Below are 26,306 nucleotides of genomic sequence, written 5' to 3' on the forward strand. Positions count from 1 at the left end.
AGGGAAAAAGTTTTTACGGTCAATTTTATTGATAGTTGAATTAACCGTTTTCCTTGCTAAAAAGCGAGTTTAAGGCTTGAATTTTAGTCGGATTCACCAGCTAATATACCAATTCCCTCTTTAAAATTGGTCAACACCCCGTAAATTGCCCAAATAGCCATTGCCCGCAAATAGTGACTAGCCCGAAAAGTTCCCCCCGCCGTAATCGCTTCCGGCGTCCGAAACTGCAACCCATTTTCATAAATCTGCTTCACCACCGCATCCGTCAATTTAAATGCTTTCTCCTCCATCCCCATCTGTACCAAAAAAGCCGCCAACCCAAAATTAATCCCCGTCCAAACTTCCAAAGGATGAGTTGCATTCGGATTTTCCGGCGAACCATTCAGCATCACCCCATTGGCCGCACCGAACTCGCCATCGTTGAACTTCAAAAAGCAAGAATCGTACACAGTTTCTAAAGCGCTGACTGCACATTCTGGCGGCACAATATCCGGCAATCCTAAGAGTTTCGCATAAAATTGACCGCACAGTTGGTCAGCCATCACCACTTCCGAGTTACTCTCGCTGTCCAAACGGTAATATTGACCGTTCCACAGTTTTTCTTGATAGCTCGGTCTTGCTTGTAGCAGCCAACTGTGATATAATGCAATTTTTGCTTGAGGGTTAGGAATTATCTCCGGTGCTGCATCTTCCAAGATTTCGCCGATCGCGATCGCAGCCTCCAGCGTCGCCAACCACAAACCCCCGCAATACGCACTGATTCCCCGCATTTGCCAATCATCAAACGTCTGATCCGGTGCTCCCGAATTCTCAGGAATTCCGTCCCCATCCTCATCAAAAGTTTTCAGATAAGCCAAAGCCTCAACTATTGCCGGCCAACACTCTTGCAAAAAGTCACAATCTGTGCCACCAGTCAACAAAAAGTCACGATAAACCTGCAACACAAAATCGCAAGGCAAATCCTTCCACAAATTGCAATCTTGATAGCTAGTATAATTCGTTTTCTCCCAAGGATGTTCATTAGGAGCACCCAAATCGTGGGGCGTCGCACCGACAGCTTTTCTAATAGCCGAAGCTTGATTCCAGCCAATAATTCTCGGCGTATCATCTCCCGCAGAAATTGCCCTAGCAAACGCTAAAACCACCGACTTTTCCAAATCCGGCCACAGCATCAACAAAGCAAAAGAACCGTAAAGCCGCACGTCCAAACTTTCGTACCAGCGGTAATCAATGCACTCCAAAACCGCAAATTGGCCCTTGGGATCGCGTTCGTCAGCCGCACTCCAAAGAGTACCGCCGTCTGTCAGGGCGTATAACTCGTTAAACAGCGCCATTTTAAAACTATCTGACAAATCTGTCCGTTCTAAAATCGGTTTTTGCCAAGCTTCAATATTTTCGCGCCAAGTATCAGAATGCTTCATTGCAGTGCGAATAATCGGCCAAGCATTTTTGCCGTTGCGGCCGAAGAAATCTGTGTAGCGACGGTAGTACCAAACTCCCGATGCAAACTCAGTAACTGGCAAGTCCCAAGCTATAATAAAGGGGATTTTGCGAGTTTTTCCCGGTCGAATAGTAAAGCGAACTGCGATCGCACAAGCCAACTGTTCTCCGGCTGCTGCTGCTGTTTCGTCTTTGTCATCCAACAAGAAACCTTCAGCCGAAAAGTTGCGCCAAATATCGTCACCGTTCCCCGCCGGGTTCCAGCGAGTTTGATAGAATACTTCTACCGCCGGATTAGTAATAGTTGCGATCGCCCATTGTCCATCCCCCTCTTGCGGTTCGTCCTCAGCAGTCAACCGCGTCATCACGCAACCGATGCGGTGAAAATCTTCCACCAACAAATTCAAATTTCCGGCACTTTCTCCCCACCGGGGTTTATAATCATAAAATGGACTGCCATCATCTCGCACCATCACTTCCGGAGACTTATTGGCATTAGTAAACCAACCGACAATATTCTCCCAAGTCAGCATGATGCTAAGAGTTATCGGCGCATCTGTAGGATTGTGCGCCACCCATTCAAACATGGCAACTGGGTAACTGCTTTCCTGATAATTGTTCGGCAAAATTGGCGAAAATTGCTCGCAGCTTAATTGAGCCTGAAACACATTTTCGTATACAAACCAACTGCGCGGATACAAAGCATGATAAGTCCCCGAAGATTGAAATTTTTCCTTCTCTTCCCTTCTTCCGTCTGCATTCAGAATTCCATCCGTTACATCCGTTACAGAATTCGTTGCCGAACTTCCTTCCGATGGATACCATTTCCAACTAGATAAACTGCCATCGGTAGGCGGTTCAGTGGACAGTGCAAAAGCTTGTTTATTGCCTTGAGTTTCTTCAAAAATGCTAAACTGACAAGCGGGCAAACTGCGAAAAATGTGTTCGCCGCCGTCAATGTGCCAGAGGTTGAAGTCGCCGCGGGGCGATCGCCCGATGCAGCCGGCACCGAACCCGCCCAGAGGCATTCCGTGCCAGGGCCCGTCGTCGAGATTGCTTGCGTAGCGGACTGTATAGGGATTCTCCCAACCGAGACCGATGGGACGTTTCCAGGTGTGTGGGGGAATGTTTGGATTGGATGTGCGATCGTTATTCATGTCAATTGATTTTAGATTATCGATATAGGAATGTTTCAAAGGTTAGGAGTTTTTTGGCTGTGTAAGCAATTATAAATAAATAATTTTTTGCTTAATTTTCCTTACTGTAGTTTAGCATTTATGAGAGTGTTCGCTACGCTTATAATGACAGATTTGCCCTGAAATTTGTCATTATTGTACCTCAACAAAACTCATTAAGAGTGAGTCTTATAATCCTGGACGCACGGGCGATCGGAAACCAGGTTTTTTTCAGAATACTTCGTTACAGCCCGCAAAAACCGCAAAAAACCAGGTTCAGAAGGTTTTTAGGCGTCCAGGACTATCCTGAAAACTTTATTCCTTCAACTCACCAAATCCCAAATCAGAACCTTTCCCCGCGTGTACCAAAGCCAACTTTTCGTAACGCTTAGCGTGTTCCACCAACTCCGCAGCTTCTTCCTCAGAGACATCCCGCATTCGCTTGGCAGGCACTCCCGCAACAAGCGTGTGAGGGGGAACGTCCTTGGTGACAACAGCCCCTGCACCGACGATCGAGCCTGTTCCCACCCTCACTCCGTCCAGGACGATCGCCCCAATCCCGATCAGGCAGCCCCGTTCAATGTAAGCTGAGTGAATCACAGCTCGGTGTCCGACTGTAACGAAATCTTCCAAAACCGTCGGTTTCCCCGGATCGCCGTGCAGAATTGCTCCATCTTGGATATTGGTACTTGAGCCGATCGCAATTCGCTCTACATCCGCCCGCACCACCGCCCCGTACCAGATACTAGCGCCCGCTGCTACCTCTACCCTGCCGATCACAACAGCACCTTCAGCGACAAAAGCCGCTTGGGATAGATCTGGTCTTGGCCAATAGGGAGGAAGTGCAGACTGAGATTCGTTGAGATTGCTCATTAGTTGGTCGATCGTTATACTTCTAGCAGATTAGCTGGTTGTTGATACGGGATATAATAAAAGTATTTGGGACTTTTGCAGAGAAAATATGCTGGGACGCAAATAAATGATTGAAGTTGCCTTGCAATACCCGATGTTTGGCCCGGAAATTCAGTGTCCCCACTGTCGCCAAACAATTCCGGCTCTAACGCTAACGGATACCTATTTGTGTCCGCGTCACGGGGCATTTGAGGCAGATCCAAAAACGGGGGAACTGGTTCACCTTCAGTCTGGGCGGCACTGGCGCCGCTGGGAGAATGAATGGTATCGCCAGCACACGCACCCGGACGGAATTCGGTTTGAAATTCACGAAGCGCTCGATCGACTTTATACTCAAGGCTACCGAGCAACTCGCGTGATCGTTGCTCAACGCTATCGCGACTTAATCAGCGCTTATTTGGAACGCAGCACGCCTTGGCGCGGCCAAGCGGAATCGCCCCGACCGAGACTGTACGGTTTGCCTGTGGATTTTAGCCCCGATCCTCAAGACGACCCTTGTTGGGAAGTGATTAATTTTGATTTGGAAAAAGAGCCGGGACAGCCGATTAGATATCCCTATTTTCGATTGTTTGAATAGTCAGTTGACAGTTGGCAGTTGTCCGTTGACAGTTGGCAGTTGTCCGTTGTCCGTTGTCATTAGGAAATTAACTGACTAAATTTATTCCTGAGTCTGGAATTATCAGTAATAAGTAAATAAAGTAACTAATGATTAACAAATCATAAAGCCGATTAATAACAACTATCAACTGACAACTATCAACTGACAATTATCAACTGCCAACTATCAACTGCCAACTGCCAAAATCTAATGCACCACGCCTCGATTCGCACTGCTAACATACACCGGGCGATCGCCTTTTACGAACAGTTGGGATTTACTGTGAGCGATCGCTTTACCACAGGTTACACCCTAGCCTGTTGGATGGAAGGTCTCAACGGACGCATCGAACTAATTCAAATCCCGGAACCAAAACCCGCACCGGATGCTTTCGGAGACGAGCATTATGTTGGATATTATCATTTATCTTTCGATTTAACTGAGGCGACAACTGACTTGCCTAGCTGGTTGGAGTCTATGAAAGAACGGTTTGAGGAAGCAGTTAAAGAGCAACCCAATCAGTTTCAACCTTTGAAAGTTTTGTTAGAACCGACTCAACAGGCGATCGGGCAAAATGTTTACGAAGTAGCTTTTATTGCCGATACCGACGGTTTGCCCTTAGAATTTATCCGACGGATGAATAGCTAATTAAGTCTGAGTTGAAACACTTCAGAAATCCCATCAGCCTCCATCTGTGTTCCGAAGTTGATATCTGCGGTTAAAAAATCCCAATCCGACTAATCTGCTTTAATCCGGATATCAATTAACCAATAACTAAATAGAAAAAAAAGGAAACAGGAAGCAGGAAGAATGCTCATATAGCCAACTTTTTAGCCATCTGCATCTTTCGTTTGGATTAAGGAGATTTACTTAATTACCAATAACTAATCAATAAAAATAAAACCCGCACCAGCGGGTTTCATCTTCATGCTTATTGTTAATAAATTACTGTTTCAACTACTTACTTTTTAGGAACAAGAACCTCATTAGCGGCCACGGGACGCGCTGAGGAAGTAGTAGTTTTCAAAAGTGCGATCGCCTGCGCGTAGCAAGGATCATCCTTAGTCGCAACCAACATCGGTTTGTTAGCTAATTTCAGCTTTTGTTCGTCGGTGATTTCCACCTTAACATCAGGAGTAACCCCCTTGTGGCTGATATCCGTACCGTTAGGAGTATAGTAGTGAGCGATCGTCACCGCCAATCCCGAACCGTCAGCCAAAGAATGCACCGACTGCACCAAAGCTTTGCCAAAAGTTTGGCCGCCCATCACAGTTGCGCGCTTATTATCCTTCAGAGCACCGGCCAAAATCTCGCTGGCGCTGGCCGAGTTGTCGTCCACGAGCACCACCAAAGGCTTGTCAGTGAGCGCAGTGCGATTTGCCTTCATTTCCTGAGAATCGCCCGCGCGATCGACTGTGCGGACGATCGCCCCTGTATCCATCCACATCCGAGCGATATCAATGCTCACTCGCAGCAACCCGCCGGGATTCCCCCGCAAATCCAAAACAAAAGCGTCAGCTTTCTGAGCCGAGAGCTTTTTAATTGCCGCCTCCATTTGTTCGCCCGCGTGGGAGCTAAACTCTTGCAAACGGATGTAACCGACATTCTTACCGCCTTCATTCTTGAGGCTGTAGCGAACCGCTGCTACCTCAATTCTCGCCCTAGTCAGAGTGATATCAAACTCGCTTTTGCCCTCACGAGCAATCCGCAGCGTGACTTTCGTGCCTTCCTCGCCCCGAATTATCTGAGCCGCATCCGAGACAGTCATGCCTTTGGTAGTTTTGCCGTCAATCACCAGAATCGTATCGCCCGCTTGAATCCCTGCCTTCAGGGCCGGGGAATTTTCCATCGGCTCGACTACGGTAATCGCTTTGGTTTTCTCGTTTTCTTCCAGCCTCATCCCCACCCCTGTCAGTTCCCCAGAGGTTTGATTCGTCAGCGCTTCGTACTGCTTCGGGTCCATGAAGCGCGTGTAGGGGTCGTTTAATTTCTCTAGAGCTTTGCGGAGGGCGGTGTAGGCAGCTTCGCGAGAGGTATAATTTTTGCTCAGCAGCTCTTGGCGGGTCACTTGCCAGTCAGTCTTGTTAAAGCTGCCATCAACATAGTCTCGGTTCACAATTTGCCAAGCTTCGTCTAAGACAGCTTTGGGGCTATCTTGAAGCTCGGCGCGGACTGATTGACTCAGGCCGGGAACGAGTAAAGATATCGAAGCGGTTGTTGCCATCGCCCCACTGAACAGGGCTGCCTGTAATTTAGAAAAGCGTCTGCGGGCTTGATTCATTGAATTTGGCTCAATTCGATTTTAGATTTTTGATTTGAGATTTTATATTGCTAAAAAATCTCACACTACTACTTAAACTATTGTGTGGAGGCTCCACCATCCCTTTGGACAGTTTAACGAGATTTATTGTCGATCGCCAACCAATTATTACTCTCTTTCAATAAACTTAATTTAAAACTTGGATTTATAAAGTGCCGTGGAAGCTAAAATCGAACAATTTTCGCGTAAGTGGTTGAGCCTGCTCGTTAATGGAGCTATAGGTATAGCAGCGCTGGCGGGGGTCGTCGCCATGCAGTCTAGCGGGCAGTTGGGCGGAATGTCCCCAGTTCGTGTTCAGGGGCAAAAGTCGCCCTCTGCAATGTCTGCTGCCAGTTTCAAGCAAGCCGCACAGCAAGAAGCGCAGCAAGAAGCCCTACGGCTGAAAATGCTCAAAACTATCCCTAGTTTTGGGTTTGACAATTTAATTGCAGATTGGACATTTCTCAAATTTTTGCAGTATTTTGGCGACGACGAAGCGCGAGATGTGACGGGCTACAATATGAGCCAAGATTATTTTGACATAGTTACGCAGCGCGACCCGCGGTGGGCTGACATCTACCTGTTTCTTTCCACAGCTATTTCTTTTTATCAAGGAAAGCCTGAAACTGCTGTTAACTTTATAGAGCGGGGTACTAGCGCTCTTTCCCTTTCGCCGCAACTTCATTCCCAATCCTGGATAGTGTGGCGAACTAAAGGTATTGATGAGTTGCTGCTGTTGGGGGATATTCCCGAGTCAATTCGCTCTCACGAAATGGCCGCTGATTGGGTGGAAGGAAGCCCGGAATGGCAGAAATTGGCGCCGATGTTTCGAGCCACTGCAGAGTATTTGCGCCGTGATCCCGATAGCGTGCCGGTGCGGTTTACTGCTTGGAGCACGGTTTATGCTCAAACAACTGATAAGTTGGTGCGTCAAAGGGCGAGACAAGCTCTTGTCAAGTTGGGAGCTCAGGTGCAAAAAGATCAGGATGGAAAGGAGAGTTTTATTTTGCCCCCTCGAAAGTAGTTGATTATTGATTGTTAACGGTTGACTGTTGACAGTTGACTGTTTACTGTAATTCCCCAATCTAAAATCTAAAATCTAAAATCTAAAATCAGCTTGAGTTAGTTCGCGCCATTCACCGGGTTTGAGGCCTTCGAGACGCAAATGCCCGATCGCGCATCTGACTAACCGCAGCGTCGGAAACCCTACTGCTGCGGTCATCCGGCGGACTTGGCGGTTGCGGCCTTCTGTGAGAGTCATTTCCAGCCAAGCTGTCGGCACGTTTTTGCGAAATCTAATCGGCGGTTCGCGGGGCGGCAAAGGTGGTTCTTCTAACAATAATTGCACTTTTGCCGATCGAGTCCGATAATCTTGAATTGTGACACCTGTCTGCAAAGCAGCGATCGCACTTGCATCGGGAATTCGTTCCACTTGCACCCAGTAAGTGCGGGGATGAGCGAATTTCGGGTCACTGAGGCGGTGCTGCATTTGTCCATCATCGGTTAGCAACAACAAACCTTCACTATCGCGATCGAGCCTTCCTACTGCATAAATGTTAGGAATAGGAATATAGTCTTTGAGAGTGCTGCGTTTAGTTTCGCTGGAGTTGTCAGTGAATTGAGTTAAAACATCGTAGGGTTTATAAAATAGAATGTAGCGATAAGGCATGACAATTAAACAATAAAAATGTACCAACAGTGCGAGATAAAACTATATAACACCCTCAATAAACCCCTTCCTCTCTATCTTTTCTCCCTCCTCTGCGCCCTCTGCGCCCTCTGCGGTTCCTAAAAAAATAAATCTTATTAACCAAAGATTCAAACCTGCTATAAAATATTGAGCCTTTAAAACCCTCACAAATCTCAACTACCCAATTTTACCATGCCCGAAGCCACACACCGCGTTTGCATCGTCTTAGGAACTCGCCCAGAAGCGATTAAACTAGCCCCAGTCATTCAACTGTTCAAAAGTTCTCCAACCTTTGACACCCAAGTAATTTTAACCGGTCAGCACCGAGAAATGGTCGAACAAGTAATGCAAATGTTCGATCTAAAAGCCGATCGGGATTTAGCAATTATGCAGCACCAGCAAACCTTGACAGATATTACATCCCGGAGTTTGCAGGGTTTGGAAGCCTTGTTTAAAGAATTGCAGCCCCACATCGTCTTAGTTCAGGGCGATACAACGACAGCATTTGCCGCTGCTTTGGCTGCATTTTACCAAAAAATACCCGTAGGTCACGTAGAAGCCGGATTGCGGACAGACGACGTGTTCAATCCTTACCCCGAAGAGGCTAACCGACGGTTGATATCTCAGCTCACAAGGCTGCATTTTGCCCCGACAGAGCTGGCCCAAGAGAATTTAGGGCGATCGGGCGTTTTGGGAGAAATTCACCGTACAGGCAACACAGTAATCGATGCTTTGCTTTCTGTCGCCAAACGCGAACCAGAATGCAATATTCCCAATTTAGATTGGAGCAAATATCGCACTATCTTAGCAACAGTTCACCGCCGCGAAAATTGGGGTGAACCCTTACAAGGAATTGCTCAAGCATTTCTCCAAATCTTAGATAAATTTCCCGATACAGCCTTGCTCTTACCTCTACACCGAAATCCCACAGTCAGAGAACCTTTGCAAGCTCTTTTAGGCGACAATCCGAGAGTCTTTTTAACTGAACCTTTAGATTACGCAGAATTAGTAGGAGCGATTCAGAGATGTCATTTAATTTTAACAGATTCCGGCGGCTTGCAAGAGGAAGCACCTAGTTTGGGCAAGCCTGTTTTGGTATTACGAGAAACCACAGAAAGACCCGAAGCAATTTCTGCGGGTACTGCTAAACTTGTCGGTACTAATTCTGATACAATTTTCTCAGCAGCGGCAGAATTGCTCAGCAATTCCGAAGCATACAACGCAATGGCAATGGCAATTAATCCCTTTGGTGACGGTTTGGCGGCTTCGCGGATTTTGAAAATTGTTGAGGAGTATTTTAGTTAACTACTCCATCGCGAGTTGGGCGGTTGAAACCGCAATTAAACAAACAAAGTCCCCGCAGAGAGGGACTAATTCCTGTTAAAAAAATTCGGTTTTTGCCTCCCTTCCCGAATTACCAATCCCCACCGCCACCCCCACTACTAGAGTCACTACTGCTACAGCTGTAGTCGCTACTGCTACTGCTGCTGTAGTCGCCGCCACCGCAATAATCGCTACTGCTACTGCTATAATCGCTACCCCCACCGCCACCGTTGGAGTCGCCACCGCCAAAGCTACCCCCGCAGTCGCTGTTGCTAATACTGTAGTCGCTGCTATTACTGCTGTAGTAGCCACCGCAATCATCGCTGCTACTGTGACTGCTGTAGTCGCTACTGGTACAGGAATCGATGCTGTTACTGCTGTAGTCGCCAGCCCCACCGTAATAGTTGTGACTGTTAATGCTGTAATTGCGATGGTTACTGCTGTAATTGGGAGTGTAACTGCCGTAATTGCGATGGTTACTGCTGTAATTGCGCGGATAACGGCGGTGGCGGTAACGAGATATCCGAGAAAATAAGCTGCGAAATATCCTGAAGATAATGAAGCAAGGTATAAATGCTATGAATGCTATGAATAACAACCCTAGTAAGCCATAGATTAAATTCGATGAATCTTCACCTATAGATGTACTATTGCTAATAACTGGCGATTGACTAGGTATTGGTGACGGTTTCACCCCTTGAGATTGTACGATTGGAGCCAAAGGCAGTGTGGTTTGAGATTGAGCATTTACCGTTGGAGTTTGTAAAACATTTACTAACGCCTTTGTCCCGGCTAATGTGCCCCCGTCAAAGTCTTGCTGTTTAAATCTGGGCGTAATTTCGGTTTTAATAATTCCCACTACCTGTGCATCGGGTAAAATGCTTTGAATGCCAGAACCTGTTTCAATTTGAACGCGGCGTTCACCCGACGAAATCAACAATAAAACTCCGTTATTTTTACCTTTTTTGCCAATACCCCAAAAGTTAAATAATTCTGTAGCAAATGCTTTTGGTGTCGCAGATGGTTTAGTATCAGGCACTGTCACAACAGCGATTTCTGAACCATTTTTCGCATCTAAATCCGAAATCATTTGATTTAGTTTAGTTTCGGTGCTGTCGCTGAGAATGTTTGCCTTGTCCGTTACCCAAGTATTATTTAGCTGGCGGGGATTCGGTACTTCTTGTACTGTTATAGCTTGGCTCGTTAGGGGAAATGCAATTGCCGAAAAGCAGAGCAAACTGCTCCAGATTATTTGTTTGTTGCTAAATTGTAACTGCATTGCTTCAGTCTCCTGAATAACTGCTAGTCTGAAAATGACATATATCTGTCCGCCTAATTACAATTAAATAACCAGCTCGCGGTGATGTCAATTCATATTATTCAGAAGTTGGGTTCATAAAAATCATAATTTTAGGTGCGCCATCAACACTTTACATTTATAGTCCTGGAGGCAGGGGTGGCGAGAAACCGGGTTTTTAACCAAAATAATTGCTGAAAACCGTTAATCTGGGTTCAAAAACCCGGTTTCTTAGTGGGCGAGTGCGAGTGCGAACTAATTTAGATATTTTTAAGGAGAGGGAACTGGTGGCATAAAATTGCTGCTGCCTTTATAACCGGATAAAATAGCCAGTTTTTCCAAAGATTGCCTGCCCGTGTAATATTTTCCCCGAATTTCCCAAGTGGGATAAGCTTTAATATTGGCAGCTTTGCACAAATCCGGTTGAGCATCTTTGCCTCTGGGATCGCACTCAATGTAAGTAATTGCGGTAAATGCTTCTTTGCCGAAAAGTTCTTGTTGCGTGTGACAGTGAGGACACCAGTAAGCACCGTACATTCTAGCTTTGATGGTCTGCAAATGGGTTGCTAAAGCTATTTGATCCGGCACGGATTCGCTGCGAATAGGTGGGGCTTCTTGTTCGGTAACAGGCTGTGCGAAAGGGGGAGGAGGAGGGAGGGTTTGTGCTAATTTTTGAGTGGATTTGTTGCTGAAACTGAACTGTGCAATTCTTCCGTCTGCTTTGGTACTGACGAAAATCCCCAAAGTCAGGAAAATGCCGATCGCACAAAAATTGAATTTGCTTACTCTCATCTTGGATTTCATCTTGAATTTACTAGGATTTCGCGAGCTTGATTCATAGCCTCTACAGCATTGTTTACCACAAAGATGTTAAATTGTGCTAAACCTTGAAAAAAAAGTTGACTTTCGCCGCTGTGATTTAACAATATAACTTGTTTGTTAGCTTTCAGAGCGAGTGCTATTTCCGAAGCTGTGCCTGTGCCCATACCGCAGGCAATTATTACGTCTGAAGAAAGAATGTTAATGTTATTTCTGGCGTTTCCCATATCGGTGACAATGGCAATATCTACAGCTTCAGAAATGCCGCGAGTGTCATTCCCCGGAAGGATGCCGACTGTTAAACCGTTAGCTGATTTTGCTCCTTTGTTGGCGGCATCCATGACGCCGACATTTCTGCCGCCAGTTAGCAATATCCATCCTGCTTCGGCGATGAGTTGTCCGAGTTGATAGGCGTTTTCTAAGTCTGTTGATGTGGCACTTTCGCCGGGGCCCATGATGCCAATGACGATTTTTTTCATAGTTTTGGGGTGAATATGGTGTTATTAATACTTGCGAGTTTTTTGCACTATATACGAATGTATGTTATCATATAAATAGTGGCTTGATAAAAACAGTTTTTGACACAACTAACTTCCTGAAGCTTCCTAGTATTTTTACTATGAAAGAGCAAACATTTAAACTAGATGAATCTCAGATAAAATTTTTAGAACACTGTCAAAACTATGGATTGAAAAATCATAGTGAATTGGTTATAATAGCGATTCAACGGTGGGAATTAGCCTTAGAAACCGAGCAGTTGAAAGAATCGGCGATGCTCTAGGCGGAAGTCTATGCAGAAGAGACAGAGTTACATGAATTGGCGGAATTAGGTTTAGAAGAATGACCGAAGGAATAAATTCAATTAAATTGAGAGAGTATAAAATGTAGGCTAAGTTAAAATTAACAAGTGAGAGATAACATGAGTGTCGCCAAAAACCCGGAAACAAAGCTGATGGAAAAAATCCGTAGTTTACCGCCCGATAAAATTACGCTATTAGAAGATTTTATCGATTTCCTTTTAACGCGAAGTGAAGATCGTCTGCTCGTTTATACTGCAACTAAACTCTCAGAAGCAGCTTTTGCTAAAATTTGGGATAACCCAGAAGACGGGGAGTATGACGAGTTATAATTTTGGTGATGTGGTTTTAGTTCCGTTTCCTTTTACAGAGCAAAGTACCAATAAAAAACGTCCAGCAGTTGTGATTAGTTCTGACGTTTATAATGCAGAATATCCCGATCGCATTCTTATGGGTATAACTAGCCAAGTTAGCAGTAGCCCGAAAGTCTGTGATATTGTCATAACAGATTGGCGATCGGCTGGGCTTTTAAAAGCTTCTATGATTAAGCCTGTTATTACGACAATTGAGAAGCAACTGAAATTGAGAAGCAACTGATACTCAAAAAATTGGGAAGGCTTCAAGATGTAGATATTCAGTCTTTGAAAGAGGGATTGATGGGAATTATAGGTAATAGTTGAGCGAGATCCCTTCTGAATCTAGCTGATTAAGGACGATCGCTCTTTTTTTACCGCAGATGGACGCAGATTAACGCGGATGTAAGAAGGGATCTCGCCATGATTGATGAATGATGGGCGAGAGCCTTTCTGAATTATTAGAAAGGACGATCGCTATAATTCCAGATAGCGCTGCAAAATCTCTTGACTTTAGGAAAATAGTTCCGATTCCAATTGGCCGACTTGTTGTACTAATCTCGTTTTATCGAAAGTCATGGGATCGACACAGACTAGCAAACTATCTGCATCTAAACCATTTTGTGGGGATGCGGGTACTAATATCACAGCAGCAGAAATCCGAGGATCGTGAAAACGAGCGGATGTAAATGGCAAAACAGTCACTTTGCTGCGTCGCTCGTTGAACAGCGTACCAGAAATGACTAACGCAGGCCGCGTTTTGCGTATTTCTGTTCCTACTGAGGGATCGAATCTAGCTATCGGGATGCTTCCCAGTCGGTAATCGCTTGAGCTTGCCATTCCTCATCCCATCCTAAATCTAATTCGTCAATTAGCTTGCAAGCTTCTGCTAAAGCTTGGTTTTCTTGTTGTTTTCGCCATTTTTTTAAGAGAGATTCTATCAAAGCACTGGGGTTGGGCGCTTTTTGATGGACGTATGTGAGTAAGTCATCTGGCAAGCTGATAGAGATGTCGCTCATTGGCTAATCAGAATAGTTTTTGGTAATTATTTTAGCAACAATTGACTGAAATGACAATTTTTTGTTAGTTGAATGCAACAATAAGGGATCTCGCCATGATTGATGAATCATGAGTGAGATCCTTTCTGCATTTGGCTGAGAAAGGGATCTCGCTCTTTTTTAACCGCAGATGGACGCAGATTAACGCGGATGTAAGAAAGGCTCTCGCCATGATTGATGAATGATAGGCGAGAGCCTTTCTGAATTATTAGAAAGGACGATCGCTATAATTCCATATAGCGCTGCAAAATCTCTTGTGGACGAGATAGAATTCTTGATTTTCATCGAAGTGGGCGAATAGCTGCGGAATGCGATCGTGGCCACCTAACTTGTACAGGTGTTAAGGTTCGCTTTAAAACAGGCGTTTGGCTTCTTGCAGCAAGAAGGGATCATTGGACTGGGGCTTGAATCTCTTAACCACGCGCGGGGGCTTGTCGAGTAGATATTCGTCCTGTGCTAAGTAGGTTTCGCCAAATCCACCTTTACCCAATGAGCTGATTATGTAGTAATGTCCGCCAATAGTTTTGCCAATAATCATTTTGTTGTGATAATATTTTTGATAATTATCACACACTCGGATCGGATTCGGCGTACTTCTATAAACCGTCGGAGAAGCAGCTTCATTAAAACTCAATAACTGCAATAAAGGCAATGACTACAAAATCGATCGCAGATTACGATCGGGCTATTAAGCTTGATTCTAACCATGCTATAGCCTACTTCGGTCGAGGTGTTGCCCAATATGCCCTAGGGAGAAACCAAGAGGCTATCGCAGATTACGATCGGGCTATTCAGCTTGATTCTAACCATGCTATAGCCTACTACAATCGGGGTAATGCCAAATATGCCCTAGGGAGAAACCAAGAGGCTATCGCAGATTACGATCGGGCTATTCAACTTAATCCCAACTATGCTGATGCCTACAACAATCGGGGTAATCTCAAATCTACTCTTGACGACAAACAGAGTGCAATCGAAGATTACCAAAAAGCCGCTGATTTGTATAAGCAACAAGGAAAAACAAGTGATGAGCAATATGCTGTCAACCAAGTAAAAAAACTATCCGAACAGTAGCGAATAACTGAGAATAATCATGCCTTCAAATGACTCACCCACTCCTGAAAATATCAATCGGAATCGCCCAACTCAAAGCTTCCATATGCCGAAAAACAGCCTGAGAAGGCACACTCCCATCCGCCCACTTAAACACATCAATTCCCCCCAAAGGATATTTCGATTTACCATTAATCCCCACCAACTTACCATAACTATCCAATACAGGCCCGCCACTCATACCCTCGGCAATATCATTAGTCTAACCAAGTTGGTATCCACTCTCAAGGGATTGAGCCGGCAATATTCTCACTTTCCCACTCGTTAACTTAAAAGATTTTAGCCCTCAATTCCGAGTCTTCTCTATAGACTCTGAATTAATCCAATGCCAATTGGGACAACCCGCAGCATAAACCCCATCTCCCACCGATAGCTTATTTGAGTTTCCGATTTCCGCAACTCGATAGGATTGAGAAGTGGTAAACTGCACTAAAGCTAAATCTACGTTACCAAACTGAGATTAACGCAGCCATTTAGCAATATGCGTCCGTCCGTCTGCTGTCAATACTTGATAAGTTTTGTCCTGATTATCAGCTACCACATGATTGTTAGTCAAAACAGTATAAATTTGTCCTTGACGCTGAAGAATTACGCCGCAACCGGAGACAGAATCAGATAAAATTCTGACTGTGACAAGATTAGCAATTTCGGAAACTTGCTGGTTAACTGGTTCGGAGATAACAGGAGATGCTGCTGAAAAATGTTCTGGTGTTTCTCGCGCTAAACCGTTTAAGATGCAAGTTAGTAGCAGTGAGATTGCTATAATTTGCCACTGATTCACAGATTTTACTGGCTTATCCTTGATTGTTCCAGTAAAGTGTGAAAGCAGGCTCATAATTATACCTCATTCGCTGACATTAACAGTTTGATATACTGATATAATTATGACACTAACTGCCTCGACACCAACTACTAATCGCCTTTAGCCAAAATAAAATAATCTAGAAAAAGCAATCAAATTAGTAGAAGAAAAAATTTCCGGGTGGGAAGAAATCATCCTCCACCCACCTAGGCGGAGTCTAAAAAATCTCCCCAACAATCATCCCCGCCAATATGACAAACCCCACCCAAACATTTTGGCGAAAGATTTGACCATAAATTGGCTTAGGTATATCCGCTTTTCGGAGTTGAGTATATTGCAAAAGCCACAAAATCGCCGCCGCACAAATTGCCATCCAAAAACCAATATGCAAATGCAGATTAATTCCCATTGCTGCTAACAAACCGACAGTGCCAACAAAGAAAAAACCCACAGCATTAGCGGCATTATCCCCGAAAAATATCGCGCTGGAATTCACCCCCAAACGCAAATCGTCTTCCCGATCACTCATCGCATAAACTGTATCAAATCCCATCGTCCAAAAAACGACTGCACCCCACAGCAGCCAAGTCGCTAATTCTAATTCGTCAACCGCCGCAGTCCAACTAATTAAAACTGCAAAACCCCAGGCAATTGATAGCACTAATTGCGGCACTGGAAAGAATCTTTTGGCCAGCGGATAGCAGATAATTACTGGTACGGCGGCGACGCATAGCCAGAAGCTTAAAGGATTGAGATAAAAAGCGAGAATTGCCGCACAAGCAAAGGAAATTAAAGCAACTCCTATTCCAGTTTGCACGGTGAGGGCGCGGGATGCTAGGGGGCGCGATCGCGTTCTTTCTACTTCGGGATCGATATCGCGATCCCACAAGTCGTTGATGACGCATCCAGCCGCACTCGTGGCTAAGGTACCCAACACAATCACACCCACCAATGCTGCGGGCGGCCTCCCGTCTGCTGCTAAAAAGACGGCCCAGAGGGCTGGAATCATTAAAATGAGCCTTCCTGCTGGTTTGTCCCATCTCAAAAGCCTTACGACGGTTAGCAATGTGGATTCGGGTTGGCGATCGGGCTCTGTAAGCATTTTAATTTTAGATTGGAGATTTTTAATATTTTAAGCCGATGACTCAGTAAATTCATGGAATAATTAAAAATATCTGTCAACCCCGATACACTCCAATGGTTAATTCACTTGCTTCTGCGGAGTCAAATCGCATTATTGCTGCTATTGATATGGGTACTAACTCGTTTCACATGGTGGTGGCGCGGATCGATCCGAAATTTCCCGCGTTTACGATTATTGCTAGAGAAAAAGATACGGTTCGGTTGGGCGATTGTGAGGTTAAGACAGGGCGCTTGAAGTCCGAGGTTATGGAAAGGGCTCTTGCCACTCTGCGCCGTTTTCAAGATATTGCTAAAACTTTCAATGTCGAACAAATTATTGCTGTAGCTACGAGTGCGGTTCGGGAAGCCCCTAACGGGCGGGATTTTCTCCAACAAGTTGCTGAAGAATTAGACCTGAATGTGAGTTTAATTTCCGGTCAGGAAGAAGCGCGGAGAATTTATCTCGGCGTACTTTCGGGAATGGAGTTTAACAATCAGTCCCAGGTGATTATTGATATTGGAGGCGGTTCTACTGAGTTGATTTTAGGAGATAGTTCAGAACCTCGCTGTCTCACCAGTACAAAAATTGGTGCTGTTCGCCTAACAGGACAATTTGTCAAAACTGACCCGATTAGCAAGGAGGAGTTTGCTTATTTGCAAGCTTATATTCGGATTTCGCTGGAAAGACCGATCGACGAATTGCGCTCCCAATTCCATGCTGGCGAACCTTTGCGCTTGATTGGCACTGCTGGAACCATCGAAACTCTGGCCACAATTAACGCTCGCGAAAAGTTGGGAACAGTGCCGAGTCCCCTAGCCGGATATCAGTTAAGTTTAAAAGATTTGCGCGATTTAGTCAATCGCTTTCGCAAACTTTCTTATGCCGAAAGGTTGGCAATTCCGGGAATGTCGGACAAGCGGGCCGAAATTATTCTGGCAGGCGCTTTGATTTTGCAGGAAGCTATGATACTATTAGGAATTGAATCGCTCACTGTTTGCGATCGGTCTCTGAGAGAAGGCGTAATTGTTGACTGGATGCTGGCGCACGGTTTAATTGAAAACCGCTTACGCTATCAAGGTTCAATCCGCCAGCGTAGCATTCTCCACATGGCTAACAAATATCAAGTCAATTTAGAACAAAGCGAAAGAACTGCAGCATTTACTCTCAATTTCTTCGACCAAACTCAAGGAATTCTACACAACTGGGGAAGCGAAGAACGCGAGCTGCTGTGGGCGGCGGCAATTCTACACAACTGCGGTTTATACGTCAGCCATTCAGCGCACCACAAGCATTCTTACTATTTAATTCGCAATGGTGAGTTATTGGGCTACACTGAAACAGAGATTGAAGTCATTGCCAATTTAGCTCGCTATCATCGGAAAAATCCTCCTAAAAAGAAGCACGAAAATTTTATTATGCTTCCGAAAAAATACCGGGAACTCGTCAGTAAATTGCATCCTTTTCTGCGGTTAGCTGTGGCTTTAGACAGGCGGCAGATTGGCGCAATTTATGATTTTAAATGCGAATATCGCCCAGAAGTGAGAGAGTTTCACTTGCGCCTACAACCGCTCAATCGCGAAGACAATTGCGCTCTAGAAATGTGGAGTTTGGATTATAAAAAGCCGTGTTTTGAATATGAGTACAATCTCAAATTAGTGGCAACTTTGGAACCGAATCTGGTTCCGGTTTAAATACAAAGCCGAGCCTGGAAACGAGAGACTGTAGGGTGCGAAGTACGCACCCTACAGTTTCAACTTAACCCTAAGTCTAGTACCAATATTGTGTTTGACTCCATACTCCTCGCGATCGCCCTAGCCTGCCTTCAGAAGGCAGGGTGGATTAATTTTAGAGAGGATAAATCAATGCGATATGACTATTTGCTGACGCTATACGAAAGATTTAAGTAGTGTCTCATATCATGTCCGGTCGAGCGATCGCGATTTTTGTAGGGGCGGCTTCACCAACAATACCTGCAAATAATTGACAATCTCAAAAAACCGCCCCGACCGGGATATTATGGTTAATCGATCCTACATGATATTAGCCATCATTCTGATACAACCGGATTAGATATTATCTACAAACCAGGTAGCCCAATTACTGTAAAATCCTGTTGAGTGATGAGATTAGCTGATACGCCGTTGAGGCTAGCTAAGATTTGATCTGTGTTGGCAATTTTGATAAAAGTTGTGGTGTTTTCTTCAACTATGCTGAGTCGATCGACCGTTAACCCTCCCGTTAAAATTAATAAATCTTCACCTTGCCTAAAATCAGCGACTACATCGCGGCCTTTTCCCGCAGCCAAGAAAAAGTAATCCCGCCCGCTTCCCCCTTGCAGCGTATCGTTTCCGAAGTCTCCCATCAACCAGTCGTCGCCAATTCCCCCAATCAAAGTATCATCACCCTTACCCCCGTACAGAGTATCGCTACCGTCACCGCCGCACAATTGATCGGCATCTTGATTACCAAAAATTAAATCATTGCCGCTACCACCGCACAAATAATCTTTTTGATTGCTAGCATCCGTCGCGATATTGTCAATATCTCCGAAAATTGTATCCTCGCCATCGCCACCGCAGATGCTGTCATTTCCCAAATCCCCAAACAGCAAATCATTGCCAGAATCGCCGCAAATTATATCGTTATCTTTGCCGCCGTGTAAGGTATCATTGTCTTCGCCCCCAGCAAGAGTATCTTCGCTTTCTTGTCCGTATAAAACGTCGTTGCCGTTATTGCCAAAAAGCAAATCTTTTCCTGTCAAGTCACCGTCAGACGCATCAGAAGTGCCACCAAATAAACTGTCATTACCTTCATCGCCAAGTAGGGTATCGTTGCCTTTGTCGCCCCAAACTACGTCATTATCTTTGCCTGCGATCGCCACATCATGATCTTTACCCGCATAAATAATGTCATTCCCAGCGTGGCCGACAAGATAGTCGTTATTTTCGTTGCCAAATATAGTGTCGCTGTCTGCATCCGCGCCAACAGTAACTGGGCTAGCAAGGCCACCGTAAATATTGTCGTTGCCGAATAAGCCATTTAGCCAGTCGCTGCCGTTGAAACCGTTGATTATGTCATTAATATCGCTGCCGGTTAGAGTATCTTTACCGTCAGTACCGTTGAGGGTATTTTCAGGGATATTCGGGCCGGGAATGGAAGTGCGATCTGGTAAAGTGATTCGATCGCACATACACTCTTCCGAAGCAGCAGGAATTAGCGCAGGTGTGGGGGTTTCGCTTGTTGGAGATGTGTTTGGGGCGATCGAATTCTGATTGGCGATCGGCGTTTCCCCAGGTATAGCCGTCGGAATTGGTGTCGCAGTCGGAATTGGCGTTGGAATTGGTGTCGGAGTTTCCGTAGATATCGGAATTGGCGTCGGAATTGGTGTCGGAATTGGTGTCGGAATTGGAGTTTCCGCAGGTGTCGGAATTGGTGTCGGAATTGGTGTCGCAGTCGGAATTGGCGTCGGAATTGGTGTCGGAATTGGTGTCGGAGTTTCCGCAGGAATTGGCGTCGGAATTGGTGTCGGAATTGGTGTCGGAGTTGGAGTTTCCGCAGGTGTCGGAATTGGTGTCGGAGTTGGAGTTTCCGCAGGTGTCGGAATTGGTGTCGGAATTGGCGTCGGAATTGGTGTCGGAGTTTCCGCAGGAATTGGCGTCGGAAGTGGAGTTTCCGCAGGCGTCGGCGTCGGTGTCGGAATTGGCGTCGGAGTTGGAGTTGGCGTCGGAGTTTCCGCAGGTGTCGCTGTCGGAATTGGAGTTTCCGCAGTCGTCGGAGTTGGAGTTGGCGTCGGAGTTTCCGCAGGTGTCGGCGTCGGAGTCGGAATTGGCGTCGCTGTCGGAATTAGAGTTTCCGCAGGCGTCGGAGTCGCTGTCGGAATTGGAGTTTCCGCAAGCGTCGGCGTCGGTGTGGGAATTGGCGTCGGAGTTGGAATTTCCGCAGGAATTGGCGTCGGAGTTGGAGTTGGCGTCGGAGTTTCCGCAGGTGTCGCTGTCGGAATTGGAGTTTCCGCAGGTGTCGGAGTTGGAGTTGGCGTCGGAGTTTCCGCAGGTGTCGCTGTCGGAATTGGAGTTTCCGCAGGCGTCGGAGTCGGGATTGGCGTCGGAGTTTCAGCAGGTATCGGAGTTTCAGCAGGCGTCGGAGTCGGAGTTGGCGTCGGAGTTTCAGCAGGCGTCGGAGTCGGAGTTGGCGTCGGAGTTTCAGCAGGTATCGGAGTCGGAGTTGGAGTTGTATCTACAATAGTCAAAACAGCACTATAAATCCCTCCTAAATCAGCTCCGTTAGTGGGATTGTTCAGAGTTAAATTAACAGTTTCATCCTCTTCTATTGCCGCATCATCAACAATTGGAATCGTGAAAGTTTGAGTAGTTTCGCCAATGCCAAAATTTAATGTTCCCGATGTCTGGTTATAGTCGCTGCCAGCATTAGCAGTGCCATTACTTGTACTGTAACTGACAGCAGCCACATTAGTAGCATCAGTGCGAGTAACAGTAATTGTGGCAAATTGACCGTTTTCATTAACGCTGTAATTTGCGGCACTAAAGTTAAATGTGCCTGGATTGGTGAGATTGATAATGAACGCTTGGGTGTCAGAAGTATCGAGCCCTTCGTTCTCTATACCGCCATTATCTCTCAGGTTTAGAGTGATATTAGCACTGCCGATCGCCCCCGGCACCGGTGTAAAGGTTAGCGTCCCCACCGAGTCGATCGCAGGTTGTACACTAAACAAAGCAGCATTATCATTCCCTACGACTTGAAAAGCCACAGTTTGTCCCGATTCGTTGGCAGGGCCTGGAGAAATCGCAGTCGCCCATCCGGGGATGGTTTGTGGCCCCGAATTGCTGCTGAGAGTGCGATCGCCTCCTTTGACAAACGAAGGTGCATCGTTGACGGGATTAACTGCGATCGAACTTGTTAAACTATTAGTGCTAAACGGCGTTGTTCCCCCGGTAACAGAAGCATTGACGCCCGCAGTACCGTTACCCACTCCGTTACTTCCATCCCACGCCCGAAAACTAATTTTTGGTTCGCTTCCTGGGGTACTGTAATAGTCTTGGTTGGGTACAAACCGAACTTTCGCAGGCGTTTGCAGGGATACCCGCGTCAGGTTGATGTTAGCTTGCGCCGAGGTTGTGTCGTCACCGAGGAATAGAAAATTAGGATTTTCGTAAGGATCTATCAAGCCGCTAAATCCTGAATAATCGCGCAGCGGGCCGGCTAGTATGATAGCGCTGCCATTGGAAAGAAAGTAATTGTCACCTTGAACTCTGAGAGTGTAGTTAGTAGCAATATTGGTGTTATAAGCAACATTCTCTGCTGCAACAAATAAGCCGTTGGTTTGTCCGCCTGGGTTGGGAGTAATGCCGTCGCCTTGTGCAAAGATATTGCCAGAAGTTGCAGATAGCTGCTGAAAACCGATTTCAATGGCTTTGCGATCGCTAGTAACGGCAACAATGCTAAAACCCGCCCGATTTTGATTAGTGCGGGATTCCGAGATAATTTGGAGATTAAAAGACAAGCTAAAGCCTGTAGTGCGATCGAGCGGTGGAAATGACGAATTTAAAAGATTCTTTGTATAGCCAGCATAGATGCTATTGGCAGCAGTGCTGTTTAAATTAACTCCATTACCGCTAAATATTTCTGAAGCTTTAGTGGCAGGAGAAAGAAGATTTAAGTTAGTCAAAGACAGCCAATTTTGAGCACTGGGAGTGTTACCAAGTAAGCCATTATAAAGACGAGTCGGGCCGAGCACGGTGGCTGAACTTTCCGACACTGGGCCGAAATTTGTCCAAGTATTGCCATCTGTTGAAAATTGCCAATTTCCGTTAGTATTGTCTGCAGCGGTGACTGCAACACCCAAAGGATCGCCATTAGCGTCACTTCCTAACTCGCTAGTGAGGTTAAAAATACTAAAGCCTGTGTTAGCTGCGCTGGGTATATCTTCATTAATTGCGATCGGCGGATTAACATTAGGATCTGCCCAAGTCGGAGCAATGTTAACCTCCCGGTTGCGGAGAGTGTTAATATAAATAGTGTTAATTCCGCCGTTGGGCAAACCCAAGGAGCCGGGACTATTTATAGCATAACTAGCAGTTCTGTTGATGCCGCCAATATCGCTCAAAAACTCGACATTAGCCCCGTTGATTGGTGCTGAAATTTGCACCTTAGCTGCGCTGCCAAATACCCCTAATCCAGTCGTCGGCCACGCGAGGGAATCAACAGAAGTAATTCCCGTACTGCTAGTATCTACCCAAACAATATCTGAGGCTGCCAAATCCCCACCAAAAGCGTTAGTTCCGACTAAGACATTATTGAGATAAGTACCGCCCGCACCGTTATTTATCAGCAATTGAATGTTCCAATCAGCATCATTTCCGCCGGCTACCGGGTTGTAGGTAATATCATTAGTAGGAATGACATCTGAACCGCCGATCGCAATTATTGTTCCAGCCTTGAAAACAGGAGCAATACTCGCCATGTTCCTGAACTGATAAGCAGAAAATTTCTGTGCTGTTGCACTGCTTGAATCGCCTACAAAAAAACTTTGAATTTGAGCTGTTGTTAGATCTTCGGTCAACAGCAGTTCCACATACTCATTCCCCTGGAATTGCCCGTTCCGCCGGAATTCGTTAATAATTATCTGTCCCATATAGATGCACCTAAATTTGAGATGATTATCTATTAGCTATCAACTAATGTCGTTTTTTTTACATTAAATTTTTTACTTACGTAAATACACTGTCAGTATTTTTTCGGTATAGTAGCTCGTTTAAGTCATTTTTATTACTAAAATAATATCTGGAGTGCTGAGCAGTGTCAAGCAAAAGCTTGGATTATTGTCGATCGCACTCCCGGACGCAAAAAGTGATTTGATACACTACTCATAGCGGTAAGCAGCGCGTTGCACACTCTACATAATTAACTAAGATGCGGAGTACGCACCTTAGTTAATTAATTTGTGCTTACCCGAAGATGGTAAAATCATTCACACCGATCGCACTAGCTTGCACTCCATTCAAAGCAGCCAAAAGTAGACCGTTCTCACCAATCCTGATGAAAGCTGCATTAGCGTTTTGGGTAATACTAAGTTGACCAAAAGTTAGACCGCCCGCTAACACCAGCAAATCTTCACCTTTTGTGAAATCAGTAATTATATCGCTGCCTTCACCTGCTGTTAAAACAAAGCGATCGCGCCCAATGTCGCCGCTGAGAATATCATTGCCCAAACCCCCAATCAGACAATCGTCGCCTTGACCGCCGTAGAGAGTATCGTTGCCAGCACCGCCCCATAGTTTGTCACTACCGCCGTTGCCAAACATCAGATCGTTGCCAGCACCGCCGCACAAGGAATCTGGATCGGCGTTAAAGTCGATCGCACTGTCTCCTAAAATAGTATCTTCCCCATCGCCGCCACAAATGCTATCACTGCCGCGATCGCCCAACAGCCGATCGTTGCCAGTACCCCCCACCACAACGTCATTGCCCTTGCCGCCGTAAACCGTATCATTGCCCTCGCCGCCGCTTAGAGTATCGGCAGCATCTCCCCCGTTCAAGAAGTCGTTGCCAGCACCGCCAAACAGCAAATCGCGTCCAGTCGAGTCAGGGCTAGACGGGTCAAAACTGCCTCCAAACAAGCAGTCATTACCCTCAGCCCCAACCAGAGTGTCATTGCCTTTGTCGCCCCAAATCAAGTCATCGTCTTTGCCGCCGATCGCCACATCATTGCCCTTACCCCCGAAAATGCGATCGTCGCCGCCGGCGCCGTTGAGGTAATCATTGCCATTGCCGCCAAACAGCAAGTCTTTGTCTGCATTCGGGCCAAGGGGGATATTGCTGGGCAGTCCCCCGTAAATATTGTCGTTGCCCCTTTCGCCCAGCAGAACGTCGTCGCCGTTGAAACCGCTGATAACGTCGTTGAGATTGCTGCCGATGAGGAAGTCGTCGCCGTCAGTGCCATTGAAAGTGCGATCGACAGAATTCGGGCCGGGAATCGAACTGATCGCGGGTAGGGTAATTTGTTCGCAAATGCAATCGTCTGGAGTTGGAGTCGGAGTTCCCGTGGGAGTTGGAGTCGGAATTTCCGTTGGCGTTGGAGTTCCCGTGGGAGTCGGAGTCGGAATTTCCGTTGGCGTTGGAGTTCCCGTTGGCGTTGGAGTTCCCGTCGGAGTCGGAGTTCCCGTCGGAGTCGGAGTTTCCGTTGGCGTTGGAGTTTCCGTTGGCGTTGGAGTTCCCGTCGGAGTCGGAGTCGGAGTCGGAGTTCCCGTCGGAGTCGGAGTCGGAGTTTCCGTCGGAGTCGGAGTTTCCGTCGGAGTTTCCGTCGGAGTCGGAGTCGGAGTTCCCGTCGGAGTCGGAGTTCCCGTCGGAGTCGGAGTCGGAGTTCCCGTCGGAGTCGGAGTCGGAGTTCCCGTCGGAGTCGGAATCGGAGTCGGAGTCGGAGTCGGAGTCGGAGTTTCCGTTGGCGCTGGAGTTTCCGTGGGAGTCGGAGTCGGAGTTCCCGTCGGAGTCGGAGTCGGAGTCGGAGTTCCCGTCGGAGTCGGAGTCGGAGTCGGAGTCGGAGTCGGAGTCGGAGTTTCCGTAGGAGTCGGAGTTTCCGTGGGAGTCGGAGTCGGAGTTCCCGTCGGAGTCGGAGTCGGAGTTTCCGTGGGAGTCGGAGTTTCCGTGGGAGTCGGAGTCGGAGTTCCCGTCGGAGTCGGAGTCGGAGTTCCCGTCGGAGTTGGAGTTTCCGTGGGAGTCGGAGTTGGAGTTTCCGTGGGAGTCGGAGTTGGAGTTTCCGTAGGTGTCGGAGTTGGAGTTCCGGTGGGAGTCGGAGTTCCGGTGGGAGTCGGAGTTCCGGTGGGAGTCGGAGTTCCGGTGGGAGTCGGAGTTGGAGGGGTATTTACAATAATGCTTCCCGTGACGATCGCAGAATCAGCTTTCCCGTCATTAGCTTTGTAGGTAAAAGAGTCTGTCCCTGCAAAACCAGCATTCGGAGTGTAACTGAAGGAACCGTCTTGGTTGAGGACGATCGACCCTTGAGTCGGATTTGCCACCAAAATCGCAGTCAGCGGGTCATTTTCCGGGTCTGTATCGTTGATTAAGACTCCCAAACCCGTCACGTTGAGACCCGTATTAAAAGCAGTAGTATAGCTGTCAGAATTCGCCACAGGCGGGTTATTGTTGACGCTGACAGTCACGGTAGCCGGTTCAGAGCTAATTATTCCGTCGCTGACTGTGTAGGTAAAGGTGTCTGTTCCAGAAAAGCCTGCGTTAGGAGTATAAGTGAAAGAACCGTCTTTGTTGAGGGCGATCGACCCTTGCGTCGGATTTGCGGCCACCACAGCAGTCAGCGTGTCTAAATCTACGTCGGAGTCGTTGGCTAAAACTCCCGGCACTGTTACGCTGAGGGCTTTTCCGGCACTGGTGCTATAGGTATCCGGCTGCGGCTGCGGCGGATTATTAGTAACGTTGATGTTCACCGTGGCGGGGACAGTCGCAGCCCCGTCGCTAACGTTGTATGTGAAGGTATCA

At 46.6% G+C, this 26,306-nt stretch carries 24 protein-coding genes; 9 read left to right on the forward strand and 15 right to left on the reverse strand.

Annotated elements, in window-relative coordinates; genetic code table 11:
• Positions 1–83: 83 nt before the first annotated feature.
• Positions 84–2,597, reverse strand: coding sequence for a GH116 family glycosyl hydrolase (locus QUA07_RS03205; RefSeq protein ID WP_333322642.1), 2,514 nt, complete (start codon positions 2,595–2,597; stop codon positions 84–86).
• A 333-nt stretch (positions 2,598–2,930) separates the two neighbouring features.
• Positions 2,931–3,488 carry a gamma carbonic anhydrase family protein gene (locus tag QUA07_RS03210; RefSeq protein WP_333322644.1) on the reverse strand — a complete coding sequence of 186 codons (558 nt, stop codon included), beginning with the start codon at positions 3,486–3,488 and terminating at the stop codon, positions 2,931–2,933.
• Between the two features lie 106 nt (positions 3,489–3,594).
• Between QUA07_RS03210 and QUA07_RS03215 the strand changes: the two genes are divergently transcribed.
• Both QUA07_RS03215 and QUA07_RS03220 read left to right on the forward strand, forming a co-directional pair.
• Entirely contained in the window at positions 3,595–4,104 is a 510-nt protein-coding gene (locus tag QUA07_RS03215; protein WP_333211502.1) for a TIGR02652 family protein, read from the forward strand.
• A 231-nt stretch (positions 4,105–4,335) separates the two neighbouring features.
• Positions 4,336–4,773 (forward strand): VOC family protein, encoded by a 438-nt coding sequence (locus QUA07_RS03220; RefSeq protein ID WP_006631344.1) that lies wholly within the window; start codon positions 4,336–4,338, stop codon positions 4,771–4,773.
• Positions 4,774–5,086: 313 nt separating this feature from the next.
• On the opposite strand, the gene ctpB is transcribed toward QUA07_RS03220, so the two are convergent.
• Positions 5,087–6,406, reverse strand: coding sequence for a carboxyl-terminal processing protease CtpB (ctpB, locus tag QUA07_RS03225; protein WP_333322647.1), 1,320 nt, complete (start codon positions 6,404–6,406; stop codon positions 5,087–5,089).
• Between the two features lie 196 nt (positions 6,407–6,602).
• Here ctpB and QUA07_RS03230 point away from each other — a divergent pair, with 196 nt between their 5' ends.
• The gene (locus tag QUA07_RS03230; RefSeq protein WP_333322649.1) at positions 6,603–7,448 is read left to right on the forward strand and encodes a hypothetical protein; all 846 of its coding nucleotides are present in this window, start codon (positions 6,603–6,605) and stop codon (positions 7,446–7,448) included.
• A 75-nt stretch (positions 7,449–7,523) separates the two neighbouring features.
• Here QUA07_RS03230 and QUA07_RS03235 read toward each other — a convergent pair whose 3' ends face one another.
• On the reverse strand, positions 7,524–8,093 hold the full coding sequence (locus QUA07_RS03235; RefSeq protein ID WP_006631347.1) for a pseudouridine synthase: 570 nt from the start codon (positions 8,091–8,093) through the stop codon (positions 7,524–7,526).
• 213 nt (positions 8,094–8,306) lie between these two features.
• On the opposite strand from QUA07_RS03235, the gene wecB reads away from it, so the two are divergent.
• The gene (gene wecB / locus QUA07_RS03240) at positions 8,307–9,419 is read left to right on the forward strand and encodes a non-hydrolyzing UDP-N-acetylglucosamine 2-epimerase (protein ID WP_333322651.1); all 1,113 of its coding nucleotides are present in this window, start codon (positions 8,307–8,309) and stop codon (positions 9,417–9,419) included.
• 109 nt (positions 9,420–9,528) lie between these two features.
• Here wecB and QUA07_RS03245 read toward each other — a convergent pair whose 3' ends face one another.
• The 3 genes from QUA07_RS03245 to QUA07_RS03255 all read right to left on the reverse strand — a co-directional run bounded on the left by QUA07_RS03245 (position 9,529) and on the right by QUA07_RS03255 (position 12,032).
• Positions 9,529–10,716, reverse strand: a complete 1,188-nt coding sequence (locus QUA07_RS03245) for a TPM domain-containing protein (RefSeq protein ID WP_333322653.1) — start codon at positions 10,714–10,716, stop codon at positions 9,529–9,531.
• 288 nt (positions 10,717–11,004) lie between these two features.
• Positions 11,005–11,526 (reverse strand): hypothetical protein, encoded by a 522-nt coding sequence (locus QUA07_RS03250; protein ID WP_333322655.1) that lies wholly within the window; start codon positions 11,524–11,526, stop codon positions 11,005–11,007.
• A gap of 8 nt (positions 11,527–11,534) precedes the next feature.
• Entirely contained in the window at positions 11,535–12,032 is a 498-nt protein-coding gene (locus QUA07_RS03255) for a TIGR00725 family protein (protein ID WP_333322657.1), read from the reverse strand.
• 140 nt (positions 12,033–12,172) lie between these two features.
• Between QUA07_RS03255 and QUA07_RS03260 the strand changes: the two genes are divergently transcribed.
• From QUA07_RS03260 to QUA07_RS03270, 3 genes are all read left to right on the forward strand, one after another.
• On the forward strand, positions 12,173–12,334 hold the full coding sequence (locus QUA07_RS03260) for a hypothetical protein (protein ID WP_333322659.1): 162 nt from the start codon (positions 12,173–12,175) through the stop codon (positions 12,332–12,334).
• A 138-nt stretch (positions 12,335–12,472) separates the two neighbouring features.
• The gene (locus QUA07_RS03265; RefSeq protein ID WP_333322661.1) at positions 12,473–12,682 is read left to right on the forward strand and encodes a toxin-antitoxin system, antitoxin component, Xre family protein; all 210 of its coding nucleotides are present in this window, start codon (positions 12,473–12,475) and stop codon (positions 12,680–12,682) included.
• Complete coding sequence (locus tag QUA07_RS03270; protein WP_333322663.1) at positions 12,669–12,947, forward strand: type II toxin-antitoxin system PemK/MazF family toxin; 279 nt, start codon at positions 12,669–12,671, stop codon at positions 12,945–12,947. The genes QUA07_RS03265 and QUA07_RS03270 overlap by 14 nt, the downstream gene beginning before the upstream one ends.
• Positions 12,948–13,216: 269 nt before the next feature.
• On the opposite strand, the gene QUA07_RS03275 is transcribed toward QUA07_RS03270, so the two are convergent.
• The 3 genes from QUA07_RS03275 to QUA07_RS03285 all read right to left on the reverse strand — a co-directional run bounded on the left by QUA07_RS03275 (position 13,217) and on the right by QUA07_RS03285 (position 14,395).
• Complete coding sequence (locus QUA07_RS03275) at positions 13,217–13,543, reverse strand: type II toxin-antitoxin system PemK/MazF family toxin (protein ID WP_333322665.1); 327 nt, start codon at positions 13,541–13,543, stop codon at positions 13,217–13,219.
• On the reverse strand, positions 13,501–13,722 hold the full coding sequence (locus QUA07_RS03280) for a hypothetical protein (protein WP_333322667.1): 222 nt from the start codon (positions 13,720–13,722) through the stop codon (positions 13,501–13,503). Before QUA07_RS03280 ends, QUA07_RS03275 begins: the two co-directional genes overlap by 43 nt.
• A gap of 391 nt (positions 13,723–14,113) precedes the next feature.
• The gene (locus tag QUA07_RS03285; RefSeq protein WP_333322669.1) at positions 14,114–14,395 is read right to left on the reverse strand and encodes a hypothetical protein; all 282 of its coding nucleotides are present in this window, start codon (positions 14,393–14,395) and stop codon (positions 14,114–14,116) included.
• Between the two features lie 17 nt (positions 14,396–14,412).
• On the opposite strand from QUA07_RS03285, the gene QUA07_RS03290 reads away from it, so the two are divergent.
• Entirely contained in the window at positions 14,413–14,835 is a 423-nt protein-coding gene (locus tag QUA07_RS03290; protein WP_333322671.1) for a tetratricopeptide repeat protein, read from the forward strand.
• Between the two features lie 34 nt (positions 14,836–14,869).
• On the opposite strand, the gene QUA07_RS03295 is transcribed toward QUA07_RS03290, so the two are convergent.
• From QUA07_RS03295 to QUA07_RS03305, 3 genes are all read right to left on the reverse strand, one after another.
• Positions 14,870–15,055 (reverse strand): hypothetical protein, encoded by a 186-nt coding sequence (locus QUA07_RS03295; protein ID WP_333322673.1) that lies wholly within the window; start codon positions 15,053–15,055, stop codon positions 14,870–14,872.
• A gap of 279 nt (positions 15,056–15,334) precedes the next feature.
• Positions 15,335–15,709: a hypothetical protein gene (locus QUA07_RS03300; protein WP_333322675.1), complete on the reverse strand. Its 375-nt coding sequence runs from the start codon at positions 15,707–15,709 to the stop codon at positions 15,335–15,337.
• Positions 15,710–15,893: 184 nt separating this feature from the next.
• Positions 15,894–16,778, reverse strand: a complete 885-nt coding sequence (locus QUA07_RS03305; RefSeq protein WP_333322677.1) for a 4-hydroxybenzoate solanesyltransferase — start codon at positions 16,776–16,778, stop codon at positions 15,894–15,896.
• A gap of 95 nt (positions 16,779–16,873) precedes the next feature.
• Between QUA07_RS03305 and QUA07_RS03310 the strand changes: the two genes are divergently transcribed.
• Positions 16,874–18,490, forward strand: a complete 1,617-nt coding sequence (locus QUA07_RS03310) for a Ppx/GppA phosphatase family protein (protein WP_333322679.1) — start codon at positions 16,874–16,876, stop codon at positions 18,488–18,490.
• 386 nt (positions 18,491–18,876) lie between these two features.
• Here QUA07_RS03310 and QUA07_RS03315 read toward each other — a convergent pair whose 3' ends face one another.
• Positions 18,877–23,448 (reverse strand): choice-of-anchor Y domain-containing protein, encoded by a 4,572-nt coding sequence (locus tag QUA07_RS03315; RefSeq protein ID WP_333322683.1) that lies wholly within the window; start codon positions 23,446–23,448, stop codon positions 18,877–18,879.
• A 313-nt stretch (positions 23,449–23,761) separates the two neighbouring features.
• Positions 23,762–26,306: Ig-like domain-containing protein (locus QUA07_RS03320; RefSeq protein ID WP_333322687.1), on the reverse strand; the 2,545-nt coding region annotated here is incomplete at its 5' end.

This window comes from Microcoleus sp. T3_A4, assembly GCF_036700465.1.
GTDB lineage: Bacteria > Cyanobacteriota > Cyanobacteriia > Cyanobacteriales > Microcoleaceae > Microcoleus.